Annotated in this window: 18 protein-coding genes; 13 read left to right on the top strand and 5 right to left on the bottom strand. The window is 64.7% G+C overall.

Translation table 11 applies throughout. From position 1 onward, the window contains the following. The first annotated feature begins 114 nt into the window (after positions 1–114). A complete protein-coding gene (locus tag ACOQPH_RS12260) occupies positions 115–1,110 on the top strand; it encodes a hypothetical protein (RefSeq protein WP_420621664.1) in 996 nt (331 codons plus the stop codon). 52 nt (positions 1,111–1,162) lie between these two features. Here ACOQPH_RS12260 and ACOQPH_RS12255 read toward each other — a convergent pair whose 3' ends face one another. From ACOQPH_RS12255 to ACOQPH_RS12245, 3 genes are all read right to left on the bottom strand, one after another. Continuing rightward, complete coding sequence (locus ACOQPH_RS12255; protein WP_420621663.1) at positions 1,163–1,444, bottom strand: hypothetical protein; 282 nt, start codon at positions 1,442–1,444, stop codon at positions 1,163–1,165. A gap of 346 nt (positions 1,445–1,790) precedes the next feature. After that, a complete protein-coding gene (locus tag ACOQPH_RS12250) occupies positions 1,791–2,426 on the bottom strand; it encodes a hypothetical protein (protein ID WP_420621662.1) in 636 nt (211 codons plus the stop codon). 16 nt (positions 2,427–2,442) lie between these two features. After that, complete coding sequence (locus ACOQPH_RS12245) at positions 2,443–3,585, bottom strand: LLM class flavin-dependent oxidoreductase (protein WP_420621661.1); 1,143 nt, start codon at positions 3,583–3,585, stop codon at positions 2,443–2,445. A 123-nt stretch (positions 3,586–3,708) separates the two neighbouring features. On the opposite strand from ACOQPH_RS12245, the gene ACOQPH_RS12240 reads away from it, so the two are divergent. Beyond that, entirely contained in the window at positions 3,709–5,007 is a 1,299-nt protein-coding gene (locus ACOQPH_RS12240) for an AMP-binding protein (RefSeq protein ID WP_420621660.1), read from the top strand. Positions 5,008–5,077: 70 nt separating this feature from the next. Here ACOQPH_RS12240 and ACOQPH_RS12235 read toward each other — a convergent pair whose 3' ends face one another. Then, positions 5,078–6,244: a Fic family protein gene (locus tag ACOQPH_RS12235; RefSeq protein WP_420621659.1), complete on the bottom strand. Its 1,167-nt coding sequence runs from the start codon at positions 6,242–6,244 to the stop codon at positions 5,078–5,080. 362 nt (positions 6,245–6,606) lie between these two features. On the opposite strand from ACOQPH_RS12235, the gene ACOQPH_RS12230 reads away from it, so the two are divergent. Both ACOQPH_RS12230 and ACOQPH_RS12225 read left to right on the top strand, forming a co-directional pair. Continuing rightward, complete coding sequence (locus ACOQPH_RS12230; RefSeq protein WP_420621658.1) at positions 6,607–6,939, top strand: NIPSNAP family protein; 333 nt, start codon at positions 6,607–6,609, stop codon at positions 6,937–6,939. A gap of 117 nt (positions 6,940–7,056) precedes the next feature. After that, positions 7,057–7,860 carry an HpcH/HpaI aldolase family protein gene (locus tag ACOQPH_RS12225; RefSeq protein ID WP_420621657.1) on the top strand — a complete coding sequence of 268 codons (804 nt, stop codon included), beginning with the start codon at positions 7,057–7,059 and terminating at the stop codon, positions 7,858–7,860. Positions 7,861–7,891: 31 nt separating this feature from the next. On the opposite strand, the gene ACOQPH_RS12220 is transcribed toward ACOQPH_RS12225, so the two are convergent. Then, on the bottom strand, positions 7,892–9,439 hold the full coding sequence (locus ACOQPH_RS12220; RefSeq protein WP_420621656.1) for a hypothetical protein: 1,548 nt from the start codon (positions 9,437–9,439) through the stop codon (positions 7,892–7,894). A gap of 180 nt (positions 9,440–9,619) precedes the next feature. On the opposite strand from ACOQPH_RS12220, the gene ACOQPH_RS12215 reads away from it, so the two are divergent. From ACOQPH_RS12215 to ACOQPH_RS12175, 9 genes are all read left to right on the top strand, one after another. After that, on the top strand, positions 9,620–10,453 hold the full coding sequence (locus ACOQPH_RS12215) for a vWA domain-containing protein (protein WP_419554324.1): 834 nt from the start codon (positions 9,620–9,622) through the stop codon (positions 10,451–10,453). An 85-nt stretch (positions 10,454–10,538) separates the two neighbouring features. Then, on the top strand, positions 10,539–11,687 hold the full coding sequence (locus tag ACOQPH_RS12210; RefSeq protein ID WP_419554323.1) for an amidohydrolase family protein: 1,149 nt from the start codon (positions 10,539–10,541) through the stop codon (positions 11,685–11,687). 157 nt (positions 11,688–11,844) lie between these two features. Beyond that, complete coding sequence (locus ACOQPH_RS12205; RefSeq protein ID WP_420621655.1) at positions 11,845–12,621, top strand: TIGR00266 family protein; 777 nt, start codon at positions 11,845–11,847, stop codon at positions 12,619–12,621. 58 nt (positions 12,622–12,679) lie between these two features. After that, complete coding sequence (locus ACOQPH_RS12200) at positions 12,680–13,744, top strand: hypothetical protein (protein WP_419554321.1); 1,065 nt, start codon at positions 12,680–12,682, stop codon at positions 13,742–13,744. Positions 13,745–13,793: 49 nt separating this feature from the next. Continuing rightward, entirely contained in the window at positions 13,794–14,573 is a 780-nt protein-coding gene (locus tag ACOQPH_RS12195) for a hypothetical protein (protein WP_419554320.1), read from the top strand. A gap of 116 nt (positions 14,574–14,689) precedes the next feature. Further along, positions 14,690–15,208, top strand: coding sequence for a UGSC family (seleno)protein (locus ACOQPH_RS12190; RefSeq protein WP_420621654.1), 519 nt, complete (start codon positions 14,690–14,692; stop codon positions 15,206–15,208). 81 nt (positions 15,209–15,289) lie between these two features. Then, positions 15,290–15,757 (top strand): VOC family protein, encoded by a 468-nt coding sequence (locus ACOQPH_RS12185; RefSeq protein ID WP_419554318.1) that lies wholly within the window; start codon positions 15,290–15,292, stop codon positions 15,755–15,757. A 235-nt stretch (positions 15,758–15,992) separates the two neighbouring features. Continuing rightward, a complete protein-coding gene (locus tag ACOQPH_RS12180) occupies positions 15,993–16,463 on the top strand; it encodes a DoxX family protein (RefSeq protein ID WP_420621653.1) in 471 nt (156 codons plus the stop codon). 104 nt (positions 16,464–16,567) lie between these two features. After that, positions 16,568–21,769 carry a RecQ family ATP-dependent DNA helicase gene (locus ACOQPH_RS12175; RefSeq protein WP_420621652.1) on the top strand — a complete coding sequence of 1,734 codons (5,202 nt, stop codon included), beginning with the start codon at positions 16,568–16,570 and terminating at the stop codon, positions 21,767–21,769.

The following is a 21,769-nucleotide window of genomic DNA, read 5'->3' as shown; positions in this document are numbered from 1 at the left end:
GATTGCCTCCGCTCGCTCTGACCTGATGCGCGGCCCTACTATGCGCGGCGGCTTGGCAACTGCTGATTCGCTCGCGAATCTCACCCGCGCCGGTCAAGGAGGTCTTGGGCAATCGTGGTTGCAGAGAACGATTGGAATGATCCCCGCAACGAGTTTCCCGCCGTCTTGTTCCGGCTCAGCCATCGGACGAAGAAGAAATACCGGAGCGGATATCGCGAAGGCGACGAGCAAGGCGACTGGCCGCAGAAGGCCGTCAACTCAATGCGCGGCTGGTGGGAGATGCCGGGGAACGACGTACAAGCCCTGAACGATCGAGTTGCCCTGGATGTGGAGTACGCGGTTGCGTTCCACGAAGGGATTGTCCAAGCAGTGGTGCAAGTCGACGGCTGGCATTGGGTTGCCGGCCTCAAAGGAGACGCTCACCACCGGTTGCCCGTAAATGAGTTCCTGCGCAGCGGTCACGACGACGGGTACAGGTCCGGTCCACTTGAGGATGAGCGATGGCGCGAGCTCGAAGAGGCGGGTCAACGCGTTCGCTGGGCTTTCGGTGCTGCTCGGGCACCTGACGAAGTGCAGGATGCGTGGCTTGGCACCGGGATCACCGGCATGCGACGAGACACCTTGGTGTCAGTTTGGCCCTATTCGCTCGTCGACGACGAACGCGACCTCGTTGAGCGATCGCTTCGGATCCTGGGGGCAGAACTGCAATCCTGCTTTCTTGCGGAATCTGGAGAACGCAGTGCGCAGTGGCTCCGAGACGCGGCGATGAGGGCAGCGGATCACCCTCTCCTGATGCCGGAACTCTCACATGACCCCAAACTTTGGCTGCGCTTCGTCATCATGAACTGGTCCAAGGTCAAGCACTGCTTTCCGAGTCTTCGCGAATCCGCCTTTCGAGAGAAGCCGTTTGACAAGTTGCGCGACTTCCGAAATGACTGGGCGCACTTCGCATATCGTCAGCAGATTTCCGAACGCGAGGTCGAGTGTCTCCAACTCATGACCTCGCTCTTCCGAGACCTCAACGCGAGCGGTGCCGAGAAGGTCGTGGACTTCATTCGTCGAGTGCTGGAGACGCACGTAGGGCGTCGGGAGGCTGGTGGAGCAGCTTGAGCCGCTTGGCCGCGAGCCTTGTCGTGTTGTGCTGCTGTGAGGGTGGTTGTTATCAGGAGGGCTTGCTGGGCGAGTCGTAGCGCTGCTGGGCTTCTGCCTCGGGCACGCCCAGAAGTTCGCCGATGCGCTGCCATGAGACGCCGTCGGCGCGGGCGGCAGCCACCTTGGTTCGAAGCAGATCGTCAGGACTCTTGGGGTCGCCGGCGGCACAGCGGAGCCACCAGTCTGAGATTGGGCGGCGAACGGCCCGCTCGACATCGAAGCCTTCGAAGCGTCGCGCGACTTCGTCCCAATCGCCATTGTCGATGAGCTCGTCGATGGTGGGCCTCATCATCGAGCACCATTCCAGGGATGCCGCAGGAATCTCGGCCGTGCTGGCATTGCGTGGACAATTTCTGGGATCGGCTCCAGACGCCGAACGCCGAGTTCAATGGGTCGACCCGAGCGATCCCCTCCGATGATCATGGTCATGTCCTCAATCTCATGTGCATCAAAGGCGTTTCGATAAGCGTGAAGGATGTCGGCGTCGCTGATGCCGTGCTTGCGGGCGGCGGGTCGAATATGGGGTTCCACCTCACGCTACCTGTCGGCGCGAATCTGACAGCGACATCGACGATGAGCTGGCGGAGTCGGAGACACCCGCAGTCTCTACAACAGCCAATAGCTCCTTTCAAGTTATTTTATGAATTTTCAATACTTGAGTTGGCGCGTGGGGGTGGGAACAGGGCAACCGCGATTGCTGATCCAATCATGCCGCCGCCGGTGGACAGCACGAGATCGGCGACGGTGTCGTCGTAGGTGAGGTCCAGTCCGCCGCCCGCGCCGGTTTCAGCCACGATCCACTCGGCGGCTTCCCAGCCCACAATGGCGAGCGCTCCCAGGCTGGCGCCGAGCAGCCAAGCATCGGCGCGGGACAGGCTGGCCCCTCCGCGGCGGTAGCGCCATGCATGGAACGCACCGACGAGCAGGATCCAGTTGAGCGTGTGCAGCACGTCATCGGTGGCTTCGAACGTGTCATACACGTAGGCCAGGTTGCCGAGCGTGTCGATGAGGAACGGGGCCACAATCAGCACATCCGCGGTTGCGGGGTAGGGCCGGAATCGTCCGCGCCACGCCAACGGCACCACCACCGCTGACAGCATGAACAGCGGGAAGCGGAACAGCATTCCTTTGCCCTCGAGATGGTCGAGCGGCACGACGATCGCCACCACGAAACACATCGCCAGTGCGACCTTGAACGCCATCGCCACGACGACCGCGCGACGGCGACTGTCCAGCGCCGAAACGCCGGAGCTTGGGCCTGTCGCTTCGGTCACAGTGCTGCGGCCCGGCTCACGAGCGAGCCCGCAGGGGAGCGATGACGCCCTCGGCGAACTCGTTGAGCATGGCCAGCTCCTCGTCCTGTTCGAAGTAGCCGACGTGGTGCCACAGGAAGAACTCGGTGACGCCGAACTCCTCGTGCAACGAGGCGACGTGGTCGAGTTCCTCCTCCCGGCTACCACGCCACACGCGTCCCATCGGCACGACATAGGGGGGTGCGTTGTAGGCCCAGTTGAACAGCTCTTCAAAGCCGGCATACAGGTCGGCGGCCTCAGCGGGCGTGCGGCCCATCGTGAGGTGACCGCCGATCGCCAGCGCATCTGCCGCCGTGGTCTCACGCCCCGAGTTGTGGGCTTCTTCGAGATAGATGCCGAGCGCTGTGCCAATGAAGCTCTGCCGCTCGGGTGCGACGAAGCTGACCATCTTCCCGCCCTCGCGCGCCCAGAACTTTGACGTCTCCATGCTGTAGCTGAACGGTGCGTACACCGGCGGGTGCGGCTGCTGCAGCGGCCGGGGAACAATGCCGATCTCCCTCAGTGTCTTGTTCTCGTCGACCGCAGTCGGATCGAAGTCGTCGGTGGGCGGGAAGTGCCACTCCATCTCGGGCGGGGCCTGCCAGAACTCGCCTTGGATGGATACCTTCTCCTGGGTCCACAGCGACTTGATGAGGTGCCAGTTCTCATACAGCGCCCGGCGGTTGCGCTGGTCCGACTCGGACTTGTCGGATTCGGTGGAGGTGATGCCCAAGTGCTGGCCGAACGTTCCCGTCCAGCGAGGAGTGTTGCCGCGTGAGAACCCCACAAACGTTCGCCCGCCGGTGAAGTGATCGAGCATGGCGATGTTCTCGGCGAGCTGGATCGGATTGACGGCGGTCAGATTCATGCCGAGCTGCCCGACTCGCATGCGCTCGGTGTGCTGGGCGACGAAGTAGTCCCAGAACAGCGGGTTCGTGGTGGTCTCGATGCCTTCCACCTGCATGTGCTGCTCGGTCATGGCGAAGCCGTCATAGCCCACCGACTCCGCGAACTGCATCTGGGTCCGGATGTGGTCCATGAGGGTCTGCCAGCGCTCTGGAATGGATCCGGCGAGGCCGATCTGCTCGCCGCGACGGCGCATGTAGGGCACCACCAGGATGGTGAAGCGGAAGTCGGTCATCGGATTCGGGGATCCTTTCAGCGGGCCGCCTCTTGCAGAAGCGGCCGCACAGACTGCAACACTAGGAAGCCGAGCTCCCAACTCGCCCACCCGGCATCATCCGAGCGCGGAAGGAACCGCCACATGCCCAAGTTCGAACCCATTGCAGGGCGGGGCCTGCACACCATCGAGAATGCCCCGATCCCCGAGATTCGCGCCCTGCAGCTCGAGCGGATGCAGTGGAGCCTGGCGCACGCCTACGCCCACGTACCGGTATATCGGCAGCTGTTCGACCAAGCGAGCGTTCACCCTGCAGACCTGGGCAGCCTCGATGACCTGCAGCGGTTCCCGTTCACGTCAAAGGCGGAGCTGCGTGACAACTACCCCTTCGGGATGTTCGCCGTGCCCCGGGAACAGGTGGTGCGGGTCCACGCCTCGTCTGGCACGACCGGCAAGCCGACGGTCGTCGGCTACACCCAGTCCGACCTGGATATGTGGTCCCACGTGTTCCAGCGCTCGCTGGTGGCCGCCGGTGTGTGGCCCGGCGATGTCGTGCATGTCGCGTACGGCTATGGCCTGTTTACCGGTGGGCTGGGCGCGCACTACGGCGCTGAGCAGTACGGCTGCACGGTGGTGCCGGCGTCGGTCGGCCAGACCGCTCGACAGGTGCAGCTGCTCGTGGATTTCGACGCCGACGTGCTGTGTGCGACGCCGTCGTATGCGCTCGTGGTGGCCGACGAGTTCCGCAAGCAGGGCATCGACCCCGCGTCGACCTCGCTGAGGGTCGGCATCTTCGGCGCGGAGCCGTGGTCGGAGGCGATGCGGGCCGAGCTCGAGGACGCGTTCGGCATCGACGCCGTGGACATCTACGGCCTCTCGGAGGTCATCGGCGGCGGCGTGGCGAACGAGTGCGTCGAGACGAAGGACGGTCCGACGATCTGGGAGGACCATTTCTATCCCGAGATTGTCGATCCCGATTCGGGCGAGGTCTTGGGTGAGGGCGAGACCGGCGAACTGGTGTTCACGTCGCTGACCAAGGTCGCGATGCCGGTGATTCGGTACCGCACTCGCGACATCTGCTCGCTGCAACCTGGCACCGCCCGCTCGATGCGTCGCATGGGACGGGTTGCCGCCCGCAGTGACGACATGCTCATCATTCGCGGCGTCAACGTGTTCCCCAGCCAGTTCGAGGAGCTGGTGTCGGCACACCCCCGGCTCACCGGGCACTTCTTCTTGGAGGTGCACGAGCGCGGGCGCATGGAGGGCATCACGGCCGTGCTTGAGCCGAAGCCTGATGCCACCGATCACGAGACGATCGCCCAGGAGTTCGCCAGTACCGTTCGCCAACGCATCGGCGTCGCCGTCGAGGTCAGGACGGTCGAGCCCGACGGCATTCCCCGCTCAGAAGGCAAGGCCCAGCGAGTCCGGGACCTCCGAGGCTGAGCACCGTCGGCAGGGAGACCCGGCCAATCCCTCGTCGCTCGCTCACTCCTTTGGGCGGTCCGATTCCGTCCTACAGCGGCTCGGTGCCCTCGCTGAGAATGTCCAGGTACTCGGTGTACGCAAAGAGCCGGTTTCGCCGCTGACCGGTGAGTTCTTGAGCGATGCCCATGGCACACAAACGTTCGAGAGCGTGCGTTGCGGTCGTTACGGCGAAGCCGGCAAGTTCAGCCGCGGTGGCGATGTCGAGCACAGGCCGCGCCGTGAGAGCATCGTGGATGTGAGCCGTTGAACCGCTGAGCCGGCCGAGGTCGTGGAAGCGGGCGCGATCGGCATCAAAGGTCGTCCGCAGTCGCCTTGCTGCGTCTGTGGCGTCATCCGCTGCCACGGTGACCGCATCCATGAAGAACAGCAGCCACTGCTCCCAGTCGCCGTGCTGCCGAACTCCATCAAGAAGCTCGTAGTACTGATGACGATGCCGCTTGAAGTGCAAGCTGACGTAGAGCAGCGGCGTACGCAGAACCCCTGCGTTGTGCAGCGCCAACACGATGAGCATGCGTCCGATGCGTCCATTGCCATCGAGGAAGGGATGGATGGTTTCGAACTGCACGTGAGCGAGTCCCGAGCGAACCAGCGCAGGGAACCCATCAGTGCTGTCGTGCAGGAAGGATTCAAGGCGTGACATCGATTCGCCGAGAAGGTGCGGCGGCGGTGGCACGAACCGCGCGGTGCCCGGACGTGAGCCGCCGATCCAATTCTGCGATGTACGAAAATCTCCTGGCAGCTTCTCGGCACCGCGTCCACTCCGCAGCACGATGGCATGGGCGTCGCGCAGCAGACGGTTGCACAGCGGCAAGCCCGTAGGACTGGCCATCTGCTCGAACGCCATGTTCACGGCAACGACGTAGTTGGATGTCTCGGCAATGTCGTCGAGGGGCACGTCTGGCGTCGCGCCGAGTTCGTGAACTAACAGATCTGACAGCGTCGACTGGGTGCCCTCAATCTGGGAGGACAGCACCGCCTCCTTGCGGACGCACGAATACAAGAGCAGGTCGGTGTTGGGCAATACGTGCGCTGCCCCATCGAGCCGTCCCAGCGCTAGGGCTGCGCGCTCAGTCGCTGCGGTCAGTTCTGTGCTGGTGATGAGTGCGGCAGGTGGCGGCAGCGGGTCCGGCACGAACGCCCGATATTCCTCCTCGCCGGTGCGGATGGTCTCATAGCGGCCAGTCGGTGCCTTCACAGGAACTCCAGGGTCTTGGACAGACATGCGACATCATGATCATATAGAAATATATAGAAATTATAGACAATTATTGAAATAGTACAGACATGTAATACAGTTAGCAAGCTGAGGGCAAAGGACCGAGATCCGCGGGGCGGAGATTCGATGCTTGATAGTTCTTATTCTAATTTATGGCTGAAACGAGAATAACGTTAGAGCTTATTCCAGTGAAGTGGAATAGGAATTCCGCTTGTTCCAGATTTGACTTGAAATGAAATCAACGGCGCTGTCGACGGTCGGAGCGCGGCCGTGCAGCGCTCTGCAATCTGCGTGAGCGTTGCGCGGCCGCTACGGTGCGGGCCGCGAGCGGTTTCGGCACGGTGCGACACGTCGAAGGAGACAGCCATGAGTTTTGTGGAGATGCGGCGCTACCGGCTGAAGGTGGGCGCACCCGACCGCTGGGTCAAGGAGTACTTCGAGAAGGGCTACGAGGCACAGCGCAAGTACCTCGGCGAGCCGGTCGCTACTACACGACCGAGTTCGGCGGCATCAACGAGATCATCCACATGTGGCGCTACGACTCGCTCGAGGAGCGGGCCCAGAAGCGCAAAGCGCTCTTCGAAGACGCCCAGTGGCTGGAGTTCGTGAAGGAGATCGCGCCGCTGGTCGAGACGCAGGAAAACGCCATCCTGCGCGACATCTTCGAGACCTGAGCCGCTGGGAGCCGGCTGCCAGTTGTTGAAGCGGGGTCTGCGCGCAGCGCATCGGCTCAAGCCGACCTGCGGAGCTGGTTGTACGAACGGGCTGAATAGACACGGGAGCACACATTCATGCCGAACACGATGATGGACACCTGGGCGGCCGGGGGTGAGACATTGGGCACCTGGCTCTCGATGGCCTCCAGCCATTCAGCCGAGATCGCCGGACGAGCCGGCTTCGACTATGTCTGCGTGGACATGCAGCACGGTGTCGCCGACTACCAGGTCGCGGTCGAGATGATGCAGGCCATCGAGATGAGCGGCGGCACGCCCATCGTGCGCGTGCCGTGGAATGAGCCTGGCATCATCGGCCGAGTGCTCGATGCCGGCGCACGGGGTGTCGTCGTCCCGATGGTGAACTCGGTTGCCGAAGCGCACGCTGCAGTGACGGCGTGCAAGTACCCGCCGCTCGGTGCTCGCAGCTTCGGCCCGGTGCTCGTGGCCGCACGGGCCGCAGCGGGGGAGAACTACTTCGACGTCGCGAACGCCACCACGGCCTGCATTCCCATGATCGAGACCCGCCAGGCGGTCGAGGCGCTCGATGAGATCCTGGCGATCGACGGCGTCGATGCCATCTACGTCGGCCCCGCCGACCTGTCGATCAGCTACGGCTACGGCCCCGGCTACACCGACGACCATGCCGACTACAAGGCCGCGCTCGAGCACATAGCGGAGCGCTGCGCCGCGCACGGGGTGGTGGCCGGCATCCATTCGACGGCGGCGCTGTCGGCTGATCGCCGCGGCAAGGGCTTCCGCATGCAGACCGTCGCGGGAGATGCGATGGCGCTTGGGCGCGGCATGGCCCGCGACCTGCGCACGGCCCGCGAGTCCGGCGTCGCGGAAGCAGCCAGCGGAGCCGACGCCAAGATCTACTGAACCTTGCAGCGCCCCGAGGCGGCGACCGTCGTCAGGCCGTAGGCGGGGCCGATTCGTCGTCTTCGAGATCCACTGATTCGTCGCGATGAACGAGTTCCTTGGCTCGCTGAGCCGCCGAGCCGATTGAGGCGCTTGTCGCGGCAACGCCACGCGTTGCCAAGCGACCAGTCCCAGTCGCGCCGCTCGCCGCCGCGAGGCTGGCTGCTGCTGCTTGGTCGGCGGTCAGTCGGCCGACAGCCGATGCTGAGCCCGCAACGAACTTGCCCGCGCTCGCCGTGCTGCCCGCGACGGCGCGGCCGCTGTCGGCAGCGGGACCCCCGATGGCATCGCCAATGGCAATGGCTTGCTGGGAGACTTGGCGGGCCACTGTGGCCGCATCTTCCTTGACGAATTTGCTGATCGCATCCAGCAGCGTGACGTCCTTGGTGGCAGTGTGGGCGAGCACCCCCACAGTGATTCCCACCAGCATCGCGACGCCGGCGGGGCCGCCTGCGACGCCGACGAGCGCTACGGCGCCCAAACTGGATCCCGTCGTAAGTGCGCCCTTGAGCCCACCCTCGGCAAGTTCGGCGTACTCGTTCGAGGAATTCGCCTTGTGAAATGCGCGCGCCAAGGCAACGACCGACACCGGCATCAGTAGCGGGTTCACACTGACGGCGGCCGACATGCCAATGCCTGCCGCGAGCCTCGCGAATGTCTCGGTGTCGGCTCGATTCCAGCCGAAGATCACCGAAACCACGCCGACGGTTCCTCCCAGAAGGTCGCCGGCGTCGTAGGTATTCAGGTCGTAGAACCACTTCTTGGGTATGCCGAAACTTGAGTCCAGCGAAGCTGCAACGGCGTCAAAGGTCTCCTTGTCCCAAGTGGCGAGGGGCAGTCCCCGCGGCGTCGACACGTCTCGCAGTAGGCCCTGGATCGCGCCAAGAGCTTCCTGGATGAGGGAATCGTCTGGGGATGCGTTGTGGGACGCCTTGAATGCCCCGAAGATCGTGTGTCCGCCATCGAAGAGCCGGTGGTAGCTGCCGCCGACGCCGCTCTCGATGAACGCAGTATCCATCGCCTTGTCGAAGATGGTCGGAGCGCCCTTGACGGCGGCAGCGACGATTTCGTTGACGGTCGTCGACAGGTCACTGGCCACGAGCGCTTGTGCAGATGAGAACGCCTGCGCGGTGGCTGCACTGGTCGAATCGAACACCCATCGAGCGCTCTTGCCGACGGCTTGTCCACCGGCAACACTCGCTTTGGCGGTTGCACTGCCGACCGCTTGCGCTGCTGATGCACCAGTTGTCACTGCAGTCTTGGCGCTATTGCCGATGGCCCGAGCTGTCGACACTCCGGCCGAGCCGACAACCTCGGCCGCCTCTTGGCTTCCGGAGACTGTCGCATCGGCCGCCTGCTTGCCGGTGGCAAGTGCGGTGTCAGCAAGACGCTTGAGACGTCCGGCTTCGTCATTCTCGAACTCTGGTTCGGCCGGAGAAGCGGGGTCCGGCGCGATCGGGTCGGGACTTTCCGAGGGTGGTCCTTCCCTTTCCGGACGGTGAGCAGCAACCTCGTTCGTGTCTGGCAGTTCCTCGTCCACCTCGTGGAGGTTAGGGCCGACGAGGTTTCTCAGATCGATTCGCAGGTGACGGGCACCTATAGCTGTAACACCCCCTCTCTACCTTGGAAATGAGAGAGGCGGCGGCCGAAGTACGGCACCGCAACCAGCGAATCCGGCCGCTATGGCGAGGGCGCTGGGCTCTGGACGAAGGGAAGAGACATGGGATCAACAACAGCCGACGGTTCAACGAACGGGCAGCTCGAGCGGAGCGGCACGGCACCTTGGGAGCGCGGCGACGACCGCGGAACTTCGGCGGATGACGCACGGCAGGCGAAGAGCACCAAGAGCGGCAAGAGGAGCGGCGATGGGCCGTCGTCGGACCGGTCGAAGGTGTGGATGCTGTTGGATCGATCGGGCTCAATGTCGGGTCGGGAGGCTGCCGTCGTCAAGGGCGTGGGTCGCTTCATCGCCGAGCAGGCGGTTGAGCCGGGCACATGCCGGCTCACGGTGGCCCAGTTCGATTCGGAAGCGCCGTTTGAGGTACTCGTCGACGACGTCTCGGTGCACAAGGCCGATCCGCACTTCCTCGAGCGGTACAAGCCGCGGGGACTGACGCCGCTGTTTGACGCTGTCGCGAGACTGATCAGTGGTGCCGACCAGCGGGTCTCCCAGCGCGCCAAGGCGGGCAAGAAGCCCGAGGATCAGACCTTGGTCATCGTCACCGATGGTCTCGAGAATGCCAGCACCGATTACTCAGCAGCCGACATCCACAACCTCATCACCAAGCGGCGGGAGCAGGGCTGGGCGTTTGTGTACATGGGCGCCAACCAGGACTCGTACTCCGAATCGGCGCGCCTGGGGTTCGACGCCCGGAGCGTGCAGAACTACGAGGCGTCCGACGAAGGCATCGACGAGGCCTTCGCGTCGGTGAGCCGTGCACAGCGAGATCGGCGCACAATGTCGTCTGTCGGGCTTGCGGCAAGTCAGGACGACTTCTTCGGCGGCGTACGCGAGGCCGAGGAAGGGATGCGTCGTCGCGGTAGCGGGGACTAGCTCCGGTCGTTGCGCTTGGCTAGCCCGGTCGCGGCGTACGGCGGCAAAGTACGATCCGCGACGGGCCTGGACAGAAGGAGGGAATATGGACGTCGACTATCCGATTATCTCCGCCGACTCGCACATCGCAGAGGCGCGCAACTGCTACACGGACTACATCGACCCGAAGTGGCGTGACGTCGCGCCGCACGTCCAGTGGACCGAAGAGCGTGGCGACGTCTACGTCATCGACGGCATGAAGCGCACCATTGACATGGGACTCATCGCCGCGGCGGGCCAGAAGCCGGAGGAGCTGAAGCGCAGCGCGGCCTACGAAGAGCTGCCGCGCAGCAGCTACGACTCGACGACGCGCACTGCCGACCAGGATCGCGACGGTGTCTCCGCCGAGGTGATCTACCCGTCAGTCGGCATGGTGCTGTGCAATCACAGCGACCCCGACTACAAGAAGGCGGCCATGGACGCCTACAACCGGTGGATCGCCGACTATTGCTCGGTCGACACCGATCGGTTGCTGGCGGTCGGGCAGACGGCGCTGCGCTCGGTGTCCGAGGCCATCGAAGACATCGAGGCCATGGCCGAAGCGGGCATGCGCGGCGTGATGATGTCCGGCAACCCGCACACCGAGTTCGACTTTGACGATCCCCGTTGGGACCCCTTCTGGCAGGCGGCGGTAGACCTGAACCTGCCGGTCTCTTGGCACATCCTGACGAGCCGCGGCCAAGGCCGGACCCGGGGCCCGAAGGCGAACGCCTTCATGACCATCATCCGGGCCAACCAGGACATCATGGGCACGCTGGTATTCGGCGGCGTGTTCGAGCGCAACCCCGGGCTGCGGGTCGTCTGCGTGGAGGCCGACGCCGGCTGGGTGCCGCACTACATGTACCGGATGGATCACGCCTACAAGCGCCACCGGTACTGGCTGCCGCCGGGACAGGAGCTCTCGAAGCTCCCGAGCGAATACTTCAGCGAGCACATCTACACCACGTTCCAGGACGACTGGGTGGCGTTCAAGATGGTGAACGACGTCAACCACCGGCGCCTGCTGTGGGCGAACGACTTTCCGCACTCGGACAGCACGTGGCCGTGGAGCCAGGAACTGCTCGACGAGCACTCCGCACACCTCACGCCTGAGCAGGCCCACGACATCCTCTGCAACAACTCGGCCGAGCTGTACGACATCGACCTGTCAAAGCTGCCGGTCGGCGGCGACCGGCTTGCAGCAGCCTCAGCCTGACCGGTAGCAAACGGGCGCCTGATCCGACGCGATCAGAGCTTGAGCGAGACCAACTCCCGTGCCCCCGCGCGCCCCAGGCGCCATCAGGCCGAGGGGTACCGTGGGCAGCGTGCGCCCCGCGCGTACGCATCCTGCGAACGAGGAGCCCTCAATAGCCATGAAGAGCCACGAAGTCGACTACGAAGTCTTCGGCGATGACATGCAATTCGTCGAGGTCGAACTCGATCCCGGCGAGACCGTTGTCGGCGAGGCCGGCACGATGATGTTCATTGAGGAAGGCATCACGTTCGAGTCGGTCATGGGTGATGGCTCCGCGCCGGACTCCGGGATGTGGGGCAAGCTCAAGGGTGCCGGCAAGCGCGTCATCTCTGGCGAATCGCTGTACCTCACGCACTTCACGAACACGGGCGCCGCTGGCAAGGCCAAGGTCGGATTCGCAGCGGGCTATCCAGGCAAGATCATCCCAGTGGATCTCGCGGAGATGGGCGGCGAGATCATCGCCCAGCGTGACGCATTCCTGTGCGCGGCGATGGGCACCAAGCTCGACATCGCGTGGCAGCGCGGCGTCGGCACCGGGCTGTTCGGCGGCGAGGGCTTCATCCTCCAGCGCTTGACGGGTGACGGGATGACCTTCCTGCACGCTGGCGGCTCCATCAAGGCCGTCCAGTTGAACAACCAGACCGTCAGGCTCGACACTGGCTGCCTCGTCGCACTGCAACCGTCGCTCAAGTACACGATCGAGCGGGCGGGCAACCTCAAGTCGATGTTCTTCGGTGGGGAGGGCTTGTTCCTGGCGACCGTGTCGGGCACCGGCTGGGTGTGGCTGCAGTCACTGCCGTTCGAACGACTGGCGTCTCGGGTGCTCGCCAACGCAGCGGGACCGATGTCGGACGACTCACGCGGCTTGCTCTCGGGTCTGTTGGAGCGCAACTAACGCCGCACAGCGCTCTCACCGGCTGCCCGGTTCGTGTAGTCGCCATAGGGTCACGGCCATGCAGTTGACGTCGGGCCACATCAACGTCGACGACCTTGCCGACGCGCAGGAGGCGTATCACTCACGCGGCTGGACAGACGGCCTGCCGGTGGTGCCCCCCACCGCCGACGCAGTGGCGGCTTGCTTGGAGTGGGCGATGCTGGCGCCGGACCACCTCATCGGCATCGAGCCCGTGAGAGCCCGAGCAATCACCGCAGAGAAGGCCGCCATCAACGCCGTGATGGCGGGCTGCCTGCCCCCGCACTTTCCGGTCGTGGTCACGGCGCTCACCGCCATGCTGGAGCCGGAATTCGGCCTCCACGGGCCAACGGCCTCCACCGGCGGTTGCGCCGTGCTGCTGATCGTGAACGGCCCCATCAGGCACGAGCTGGCGATGGATGCCACCTTCAGCGTGCTCGGGGGAGCCGACCGGTCACGGGCGGTCATCGGCCGGGCGGTGCGCCTCGTGCTGGCAAATGTGCTCGACGTGCGGCCGGGCGGAATCGACCGCTCGACGCTGGGCCACCCCGGCAAGCTCGGCTACTGCATCGCGGAAGACGAGGAAGCAACCGGATGGGTGTCGCTGGGCGACCAGCGGCTCGGCACCACGACCGTAGAACGCGGCCAAGTGTCGTCAGTGACGGCGGTGGCCTCGATGGCGCCCCGCCAGATCATGAACGAGTGGACGACCGACCCGGCCGAGCTGTGCCAGACCATCGCCGCTGAGATCCGGGCCAACCAGCTCAACTACTCCATCTGGCCCGGCAACTACGCAGTGGTGCTGCCGCCGCAGCTGCGCGAGCACTTTGACACGGCTGGCTGGTCGAAGGACGACATCGCGAGCTGCGTTCACGAGCGAGCGCGCGTGCGCCGGGGGGACTGGGCCGCCGTCGGCAAGGGTGCGGTCGTCAAGGACCGGGCCGAGCGCGAGTACCCGGCGCTTGAGGCACCCGAAGACCTCTTGATCGTCGCTGCGGGAGGACCTGCGGGTGGCTTCGCCGCTGTCATCCCGCCTTGGTTGGGCACCCGCAGCCACGCCGCCACAGTCGCAGTCGGTGCTTGCGTGGACTGCGAAATGCGCTGAACCTGTAACCCGCTACCCAACCGACCGTCCATCGCGCAAGACTCGCAATATGAAGGACAATTCCGGCCCGCAGCAGCCGAAGCACGCCTACGGCGGTTTGCTCACCGAACTGCCGGAGGACTACCTGGCATCAGTCGAGGACTACCACCGGCTGGCGTATGCGGTGGTCGGCGAGGCGCGACGTGTCGCAACAGGACGGTTCGGTCTGCGGAGCCTGGCTGAAGGTTTCGGCACCCCAATCTTCGATGTCCCCATGGGCCGAGCCGGTGAGATGGAGTGCCGCGTGTGGATCGCTGGCGACGAGCTGCACGCGGAAGAGGGCGGCGTGCCGCGCAGCATCCACATCACGACGCTGGCGGCGGCAGCAGCTTTCGTGGGTGTCGCACCGGGGACGGAAGCTCGAGAGCACGACAGTCCTGAGCTTGGTGATGCCGAGCGCTGGCTGCGCGTCAGTCCCGAGGTGGGTGCACATCTGGTGTCGTGGTTCAGACTTGGCAACGACGTCTTGGAACAGCTGCGGGCATTGCCTGGCGCCGTTGACGCCGACGAGGTTCAGCTGTGGCCCGGGCACCTCGACATCGCAACAGCAATCGGCGATGCCGAAGGCGGAACCCGAGCCACATTCGGCCTGTCTCCGGGCGACGCAGCCCATCGGTACCCCTATGCATACGTCGGACCATGGGGCGAGGTGGATGGCGCCGACCCCTATTGGAATGACGCGGCGTTCGGCGGCGCCTCGCTTCCGTACAGCGAGATGCTCGGAACTGCGAATCCCGCCGACGCGGCGTTCGAGTTCTTGTTTGCGGGCTACGACAGCATCAACGGCTGACCTGCCAACCAGAGTGGCCAGTCCGGCGCAGAGCATGCCGGTCGGGGCGATCCTCGTGGCAGCATGTACTCAGCCGGGTGCCAGCGGGAGCGCGGTGCCGCCCAAGGAGGCGTGACGTGGAAATACTGAACCCGACCCACGAGCAAGACCCTGCGGGGTTCGCGGCGCCGGCAAGGCTCGCCACCCTGAAGGGCGCCACTATCGGCATCATCTCCAACGGCAAGGAGAACACCAAGCCGTTCTTTGAACATGTCGAGCGTCTGCTGCGCGACCGCCATGGCGTGGCCAAGGTGGTCCGGAGGATCAAACTCAACTACAGCGCGCCCGCGCAGCACGAACTGCTCACCGAGGCAATGGGCTGGGATGCCGTACTGGCCGGCGTCGGCGACTGAGGCAGCTGTTCGTCGTGCAGTCTGCACGACGCCGTCGCAGTCGAGCGGGTCGGAGTTCCCGCCGTCAGCGTCATGACCAGCGCCTTTGTGGATGCGGCCGAGTTGATGGCCCGGATCCAGGGCGTGCCTGAGCACCCGTTCACGATCATCGAGCACCCAATTGCGAGTGCTGACGGTTCAGGACTCGAGGCTCGCGCCGAAGCAGCCGTCTCGCAGGCTGTTGAGGTCCTGCTTGCCCACTAGCGTCAGGCCACTCCCGCCCTCCGGCGGACCGAACTGCGATTCGCTCCAGGTGGAGCCAACGAACTTCTGGAGCAGCTGATCATGGTGCAACCCATTCCTGACGACTACCCACGTGTCTCCCCGACACTCAGCGTCGACGGCGCCGCCGAGGCGATCGACTTTTACATCAACGTCTTGGGCATGACCGAACGGATGCGCATCGACATGGGCGGCAAGATCGGTCATTCCGAGCTGGCGCTGGGCGATTCGCTCATCATGGTGGCCGACGAGTTCCCCGAAATGGGATTCGTTGGGCCCAAGAGTCTCGGTGGGACGCCGGTCCACATGACTGTCTATGTGGAAGACGTGGACGCCATTTTCGCTGCAGCACTGGAGGCAGGCGCCTCCGAACTGCGTTCCGTCGAGGACCAGTTCTATGGCGACCGATCCGGGCAATTCGAGGATCCGTGGGGCCACGCCTGGAACGTCATGACGCACGTCGAGGACGTTGATCCTGAAGAAATGGCGCGCCGGTCCGAAGCAGCCATGGCCGAGATGTCGGAAGGCTGACGGTTCCCACCCAGCACTTGGCCGACAGCCTCAGCCTGGGAACAGACCGACGGGGCGAGTTGCCGATCATCCCCCTGAGGCCGCGGCCACCGGACGCGGCAGCCGCAGAGTTGCCGATCTCGTTCGCAGGCCAGATGCGGCCCAGAAATCCCGAATTCGGGTCTCGTGCGGACATAGAGTCACTGGCCGTACGTTGCATGCATCAGTCGCATGCACTTTCATCAAGGACTTCAACATGCAGATGCAGAGCGATGCTGCAACAGCAGCGTCACCGCCGCTCTTCGGCCAATTTCTTGAACGATGGTCAGAGGAGTTCTATTTCCTCTTCCGACTCTTCTTCGCGTTCTTCGCATTCCTGCACGGGATCCAGAAGACGTTCCTGCTCTGGGGCTTTCCCGCCGACCATCCGCTGGGCGTCAAGGTCGACATCGCCGGGTGGGTCGAATTCATTGCCGCGATCCTGATAGCGACAGGTGTCTTGACCCGACTCGCAGCCGGCGCGCTCGTCGTGCAGATGATCTGGGCGTACTTCGACGTTCACGCGCCTAACGGCATCTGGCCGCACATCTTCCCGGCTGGCGCCGGCTTCGGCGGCCACGGAGGCGAGGTGCCGCTGCTGTGGTTCGCCATTGCCGGAATCATCGGTGTCCTGGGCGCTCGCAAGTACAGCCTCGAGCGCAAGCTCCTCGGACGCGAACTCTTGTAGACCCGAAGCGCTCGCGGTTGCACGACGGCCTCCCGGCAACGGGGGGCCGTCTTTGTTGCGTCGTCTACGTTGCAGCGAGGTAATCGGCTAGCGAGCGGTGGACGATGCGCGAGTACGTGGTGTTCGATCTGGAGGCGAACGCGGACCGCTCCGACCCGCCGGCGCATGAAATCATCGAGATCGGAGCCGTGCTGGTCGTCGACGGCGCGGAGATTGGTCAGTTCGAGACGCTGGTGCGGCCGACCCGGCCGCTTCGTCTGCACACACGAGAGCTCACCGGGCTGACCGATGACGAATTGGCACATGCTCCGACACCCGACGAGGCGTTACGGCAATTCGCTGCCTTTGCCCGGGACCGACCGCTCATGGCGCACAACGGCTTTGGATACGACTTCCCGTTGCTGGACGCTGCAACGCAGCAGGCGGGCCTGTCCACGTTCGATGGCCAGCGCCTCGACACCTTGGAACTGGCACATTTGGCCTTTCCCCGTGCTGGTCGCGAAGCTGTCCGCAACGTAGACGGCAGTTCTCCACCACCGGGCCGCAACCTCGATGACCTGGCGCAGTGCTTGGTTGGTCAGGCACCCCGCGATATCCATCGGGCGCTCGGCGATGCACGCCTGCTGGCGGCGGTTGTGCCGCATCTGCTGGCGATGCTCGACGAGGATGCGGCCGCCCGTCGCCTCCAGCGCTGGGTCTTGAGAACGGCGGGGCATCCGTGGTCTGAATTCTCGACGTCGCTTGGCCAGTTGGCCAACCTGTCTGATGTTGTGCCAGAAGCTGACGTGACCGAACCCGACCCGGAATCTGGCAACTCCGAATCTGAGTCCGAGTCCGAGCGCGCTGCAGCAATGCTGGACGAGGGCGGGGTGCTCATGTCCCACGGCCGGAAGCCTCGGCCTCAGCAGGTGCAAATGGCTCGGCAGGTCGCCGAAGCACTGCACTTCGGGACGCGCCAGCTCATCGAGGCCCCCACCGGCACGGGCAAGACCCTCGCCTACTTGGTGCCTGCGATCGAACACGCTCGCGCGACAGGTCGCACCGTGGCAGTCGCGCCCCACTCGAAGGTCCTACAGGACCAGATCTTGGTGACCTTGGAGAACCTGCAGGAAGAACTTGCGCCCTTCTCAGCGGTGCTGGTTAAGGGACGCAGTAACTACGTGAGCCTGGATGCTCTGGCGGGCGAACTCGACGCGCTTGCGGAGCAGGATGTAACGAGCGCCGATCTGGATCGGGGCTTGGCATTGGCCGTCATCTGCGGCTGGGTGTCGCAGACGCCGACGGGAGACTGGGACGACTTGCGGACCTGGACGCTCACGGGGCCGCATGAGGCCATGTTGGGTCTGCGATTGGTGCTGTGCGCCGAGGACGGTCCCGGTCCAGCACGCATCCCGACCGACCGGCTTGAATTCCATCGCCGAGCTCGCGAAGGGCTGCGTCGCTGTCATGTAGCGGTGTTGAACCACGCACTCGTGGTGAGCGACGAGGAATGGCTCGATCACGCGAAGCTGCTGGTGCTCGACGAGGCGCACAACTTGGAGGACGCTGCCACCGACGCGCTGTCCGAGGAAGTCAGCGAGTCGGACTTGGCTCGTCTGTGCGACGCACTTGATGACCCGCTCCGGCGACGTGGGACTGTGTACCGGCTTGCTCGGGCAACCGGCTGGCCGCTCTCGCACGAGCATTTGGACGCGCTGCGACGCGCGGTCAATGCGGTGCGTGACCAAGTTGCAGAATTCGGCGAGCCGGCAGTGCACTACTTGCGTGTTCGGACGGCTGCGCGTCCCGACGACACCCACCCGGTCGCCCGTCGACTGCAGGCGGGAATTGACACCGCGCACCCTGACTACTACTCGGTGCTGCGCGAGGGCCGGGGTCTGGCGGAGGCGCTGCGTGGCGTCGCAGGTGCGCTGAATAACATCAACCTGCCTAATGAGTTGCGCGGTCGCTACCGCCAAGAGCGACTCGAGCGAGAGATGCGGCGGTTAGGACGACTCGCCCGTTCCTCGGCCAGGACCATCCGCCAGGTGGTGCACGCCGACGAGCGCGGCCAAACGGCGACCGATGACAAGGCGGCGGCGCGCTCCCCTCGCGGCACTGCCATTGGCAGCCCCGAGTCCGAGACCTGGATCGCCATCGCAGAGATCGCCTACCCCGAGCAAGCCTGGACGTGGAAGCTGCGGCGTTCGCCGGTCTCGGTTGCTGGGCGACTGCGGGCACTATGGGGCGGACTCGATGCGGCGGTGTTGACGTCCGCGACGCTGGCCGTGCGAGGCAGCTTCGATCACATCATCGGTTCCCTGGGACTCGGTGCCGTTCACACCCAGGTGCTGCCGAGCCCGTTCGAGCAGCTGTCGGAGAACCATCTCATGGTGCTCACCGATTACCTGCCGGCGCCACGAGCCCGGCTGATTGACGAATTCACCCATGCTGCCGCCCGTGAAATCGGTCGCCTGCTGCTGCTGGCGGGCGGACGAGGCCTCGTTCTGTCAACCGCTCGCGACCGGATGCTGCGCACACGCGACCATCTTCGGCCGATTCTCGAATCGCACGGCATCCCGCTGCTGGCCCAAGGCGATGCGCCAGCACCTGTCCTCGTCGAGCGAATGCGATCGGAGATGGCGACGAGCCTGCTGGCGCTGCGATCGTTCTGGGAAGGCGTGGACATCCCCGGCGAGGCCCTCTCCCTGCTCATCTTGGAGAAGGTGCCGTTCGATTCCCCGGCGGATCCGATCGTCGATGCACGCATGAAGGCTCTGGAGTGCCGCGGCAAGGACCCATTCGCCGACTACGCCGTTCCGCGCGCTGCGCTGAGATTCGCGCAAGGTGCCGGCCGTCTGATCCGGACTGCGGAGGATCGCGGTGTCACCGTGGTGCTCGACAATCGTGCGTGCCGGGCGACTGCGTGGCGGGACCAGTTGTTGGGCACGCTGCCCGGACCGCCCACACAAGTGCGGGCCCGCCGGCCCGAAGAGGCCTACCGCATGATCGCCAGCCACCTCGGTGATGTGGATCTTGACGACGACAAGCACGCAGAGCTGATGGCGGTGCCGAGCGCTGACCCGTGGGAACGTCTCGATGCGTTCCGCCTGACGCCCGAAGAGGCACAGGATTCCCACATCGTCGCCGACCGTCTGGAACAGGTGAAGGAGCTGTTCGGCTTTGAACGCTGGCGGCCGGGCCAGCACGAGACCATGTCCCGTTTCATCGCTGGTGAGGATGTGCTTGCCGTGCTCCCGACTGGATCGGGCAAGAGCATCACGTTTCAGATACCGGCATTGCTGCTCGAGGGGGTCACGCTGGTGATCTCGCCGCTGGTGGCACTCATGAACGACCAGGTCGGCAACTTGCGTGGTCGCGGCATCACGCGAGCTGCAGCCATACACAGCGGCATTGGCCAGAGCGAATGGCGCGACGTGCTGCGAGGCGCGCAGCGGGGCGACTACAAGCTGCTCTACGTCAGCCCGGAGCGACTGTGGTTGCAGGAGTTTGTCGAAGCGTTGTCGGCCATAGGTGTGGCACGCATCGCGGTCGACGAGGCCCATTGCATCTCCCAATGGGGTCATTCGTTCCGCCCACCGTATGCGCGCATCCCCACAGCGCTGAAGCGGATCACCGAGGCAGCGCAAGGTCGCAGCGGCGAACGGCGTCCGCCGATCTTGGCGGTCACCGCCACAGCAAATGGGCGAGTGCGAGACGACATCATGAGCTTGCTCGAGTCGGTCAGCGACCAGCCGATCGTGCTGTCGCCGGACCGTCCCGAGCTGCGCTACTACACCGAGCACTGCAAGGATCGACGGGATCGGGACGTGCGAGCGGCGCAGATTGTTGACGCCTACCGGTCGCAGTCGGCCATCGTTTACGTGCCGACCCAGCGCGATGCCGTGCGCGTGGCAGGACTGCTGCAAGCCGCCGGTCACCTCGCGCGCCCTTACCACGGTGGCATGGAATCGTCCGCTCGCCAGCACGTCGAGGACGCGTTCCGCTACGGCGAAATCGATGTCGTCGTCGCGACCAAGGCGTTTGGCATGGGCATCGACAAGCCCGATATCGCACTCATTGTCCATCTGGAGATGCCGGCAACCATTGAGGAATATGTGCAGGAAACTGGCCGCGCCGCACGTGGTGCGGGCGATCCCGGTATGCCGAAGACTGGCACTGCCGTGCTGCTCACGATGCCGCGTGATTGCTCGATCCATCGCCGATTCATCAGCAGCGCCGCGCCGACGATCGCTCAGATCCGTCTCGTGTGGGGTCGACTCCGGCCGGGTCTTGCGGCGTATGACCCAATAGACATCGCCGCGGAAGACGACGACAGCGACGATGTCGAGGCCGGGTTAGTGGTGCACTACCTCGAGGACGCCGGCGCATTGCGTCGTCACCCAGACACCTCGTGGCGAGGTCGGGTCACGGTGCTGGAGGACACGCGGCTGCGCTTGGAGCAGTTGGCTGCCGGGTTGGACAGCCGCGACCGGGCGGTGCTTCTGGCCCCCCCTGAGCGCCTGATCGAACAGGCCGAAGCGAGCGACGGCCATTACGAGGCCGAGTCGTGGGAGCGCGCGCTCAAGCGGTCGGCAACCGACATTGCGGCTGACCTGCTGGAGCTGAATCGGAACGATATCGTCGGCTTCAGCGTTTGGCGCTACGCCTGGGTGCTCGAACTCCTCGACGTGGAGCCCGACTGGACAGCGATTGAGCAACTCGCCGACCAACGTCGCGAAGATGTCGAGCGCAAGTCCGAGCAGGCGAAGGTGTTCGCAGCAGACAAGCAGGGTTGCCGAGTGCAGGCCATGCTCAACTATCTCGACGCTCCTGACGCCGGCTCAAGTTCCGAGATGCGGCGAGCATCTCGAACGGGTTGCGGTCGTTGCGACCGCTGCACCGAGCTTCCGAGGCCATGGGCGCACAGCCATCTCACGGCAAACGGACTGCAGCAGGCTCTGCCAGTGCGTCGCATCGTGCTCGGCCTGCTTGACGACGTCCGCGATTCCGGTTACTCGCGCCGCAATATTGAACGGACGCTGGTGGGAGACGTGTTCGGCCGCGAACAGCGACCGCAGGGCGGTACCGCTCACCAGCGTGTGTCCGATCATCCGTCGTCGGCCGAATTCAGCCGCAACGACGTGCCGGAGCGCCTTGCGCAGCAACCGGCCGTTGGCGCACTGGAGTTCATCGGTCCCAAGGGCGTGAGAGAGCTCATCGACCGGCTCGCAGACGAAGGTCTTCTCCAAGTGGTGCCAGCAGAACTTGACAGCACCCCGTACGACCGGCTGGAGATCACCGACGAGGGTCGAGCGTTCCTGTAG

The organism is Candidatus Poriferisodalis sp., from assembly GCF_965221945.1.
GTDB lineage: Bacteria > Actinomycetota > Acidimicrobiia > Acidimicrobiales > Poriferisodalaceae > Poriferisodalis.
Note: the sequence above shows the minus strand (reverse complement) of the source record. Positions and strands in the feature narration are given on the sequence as shown.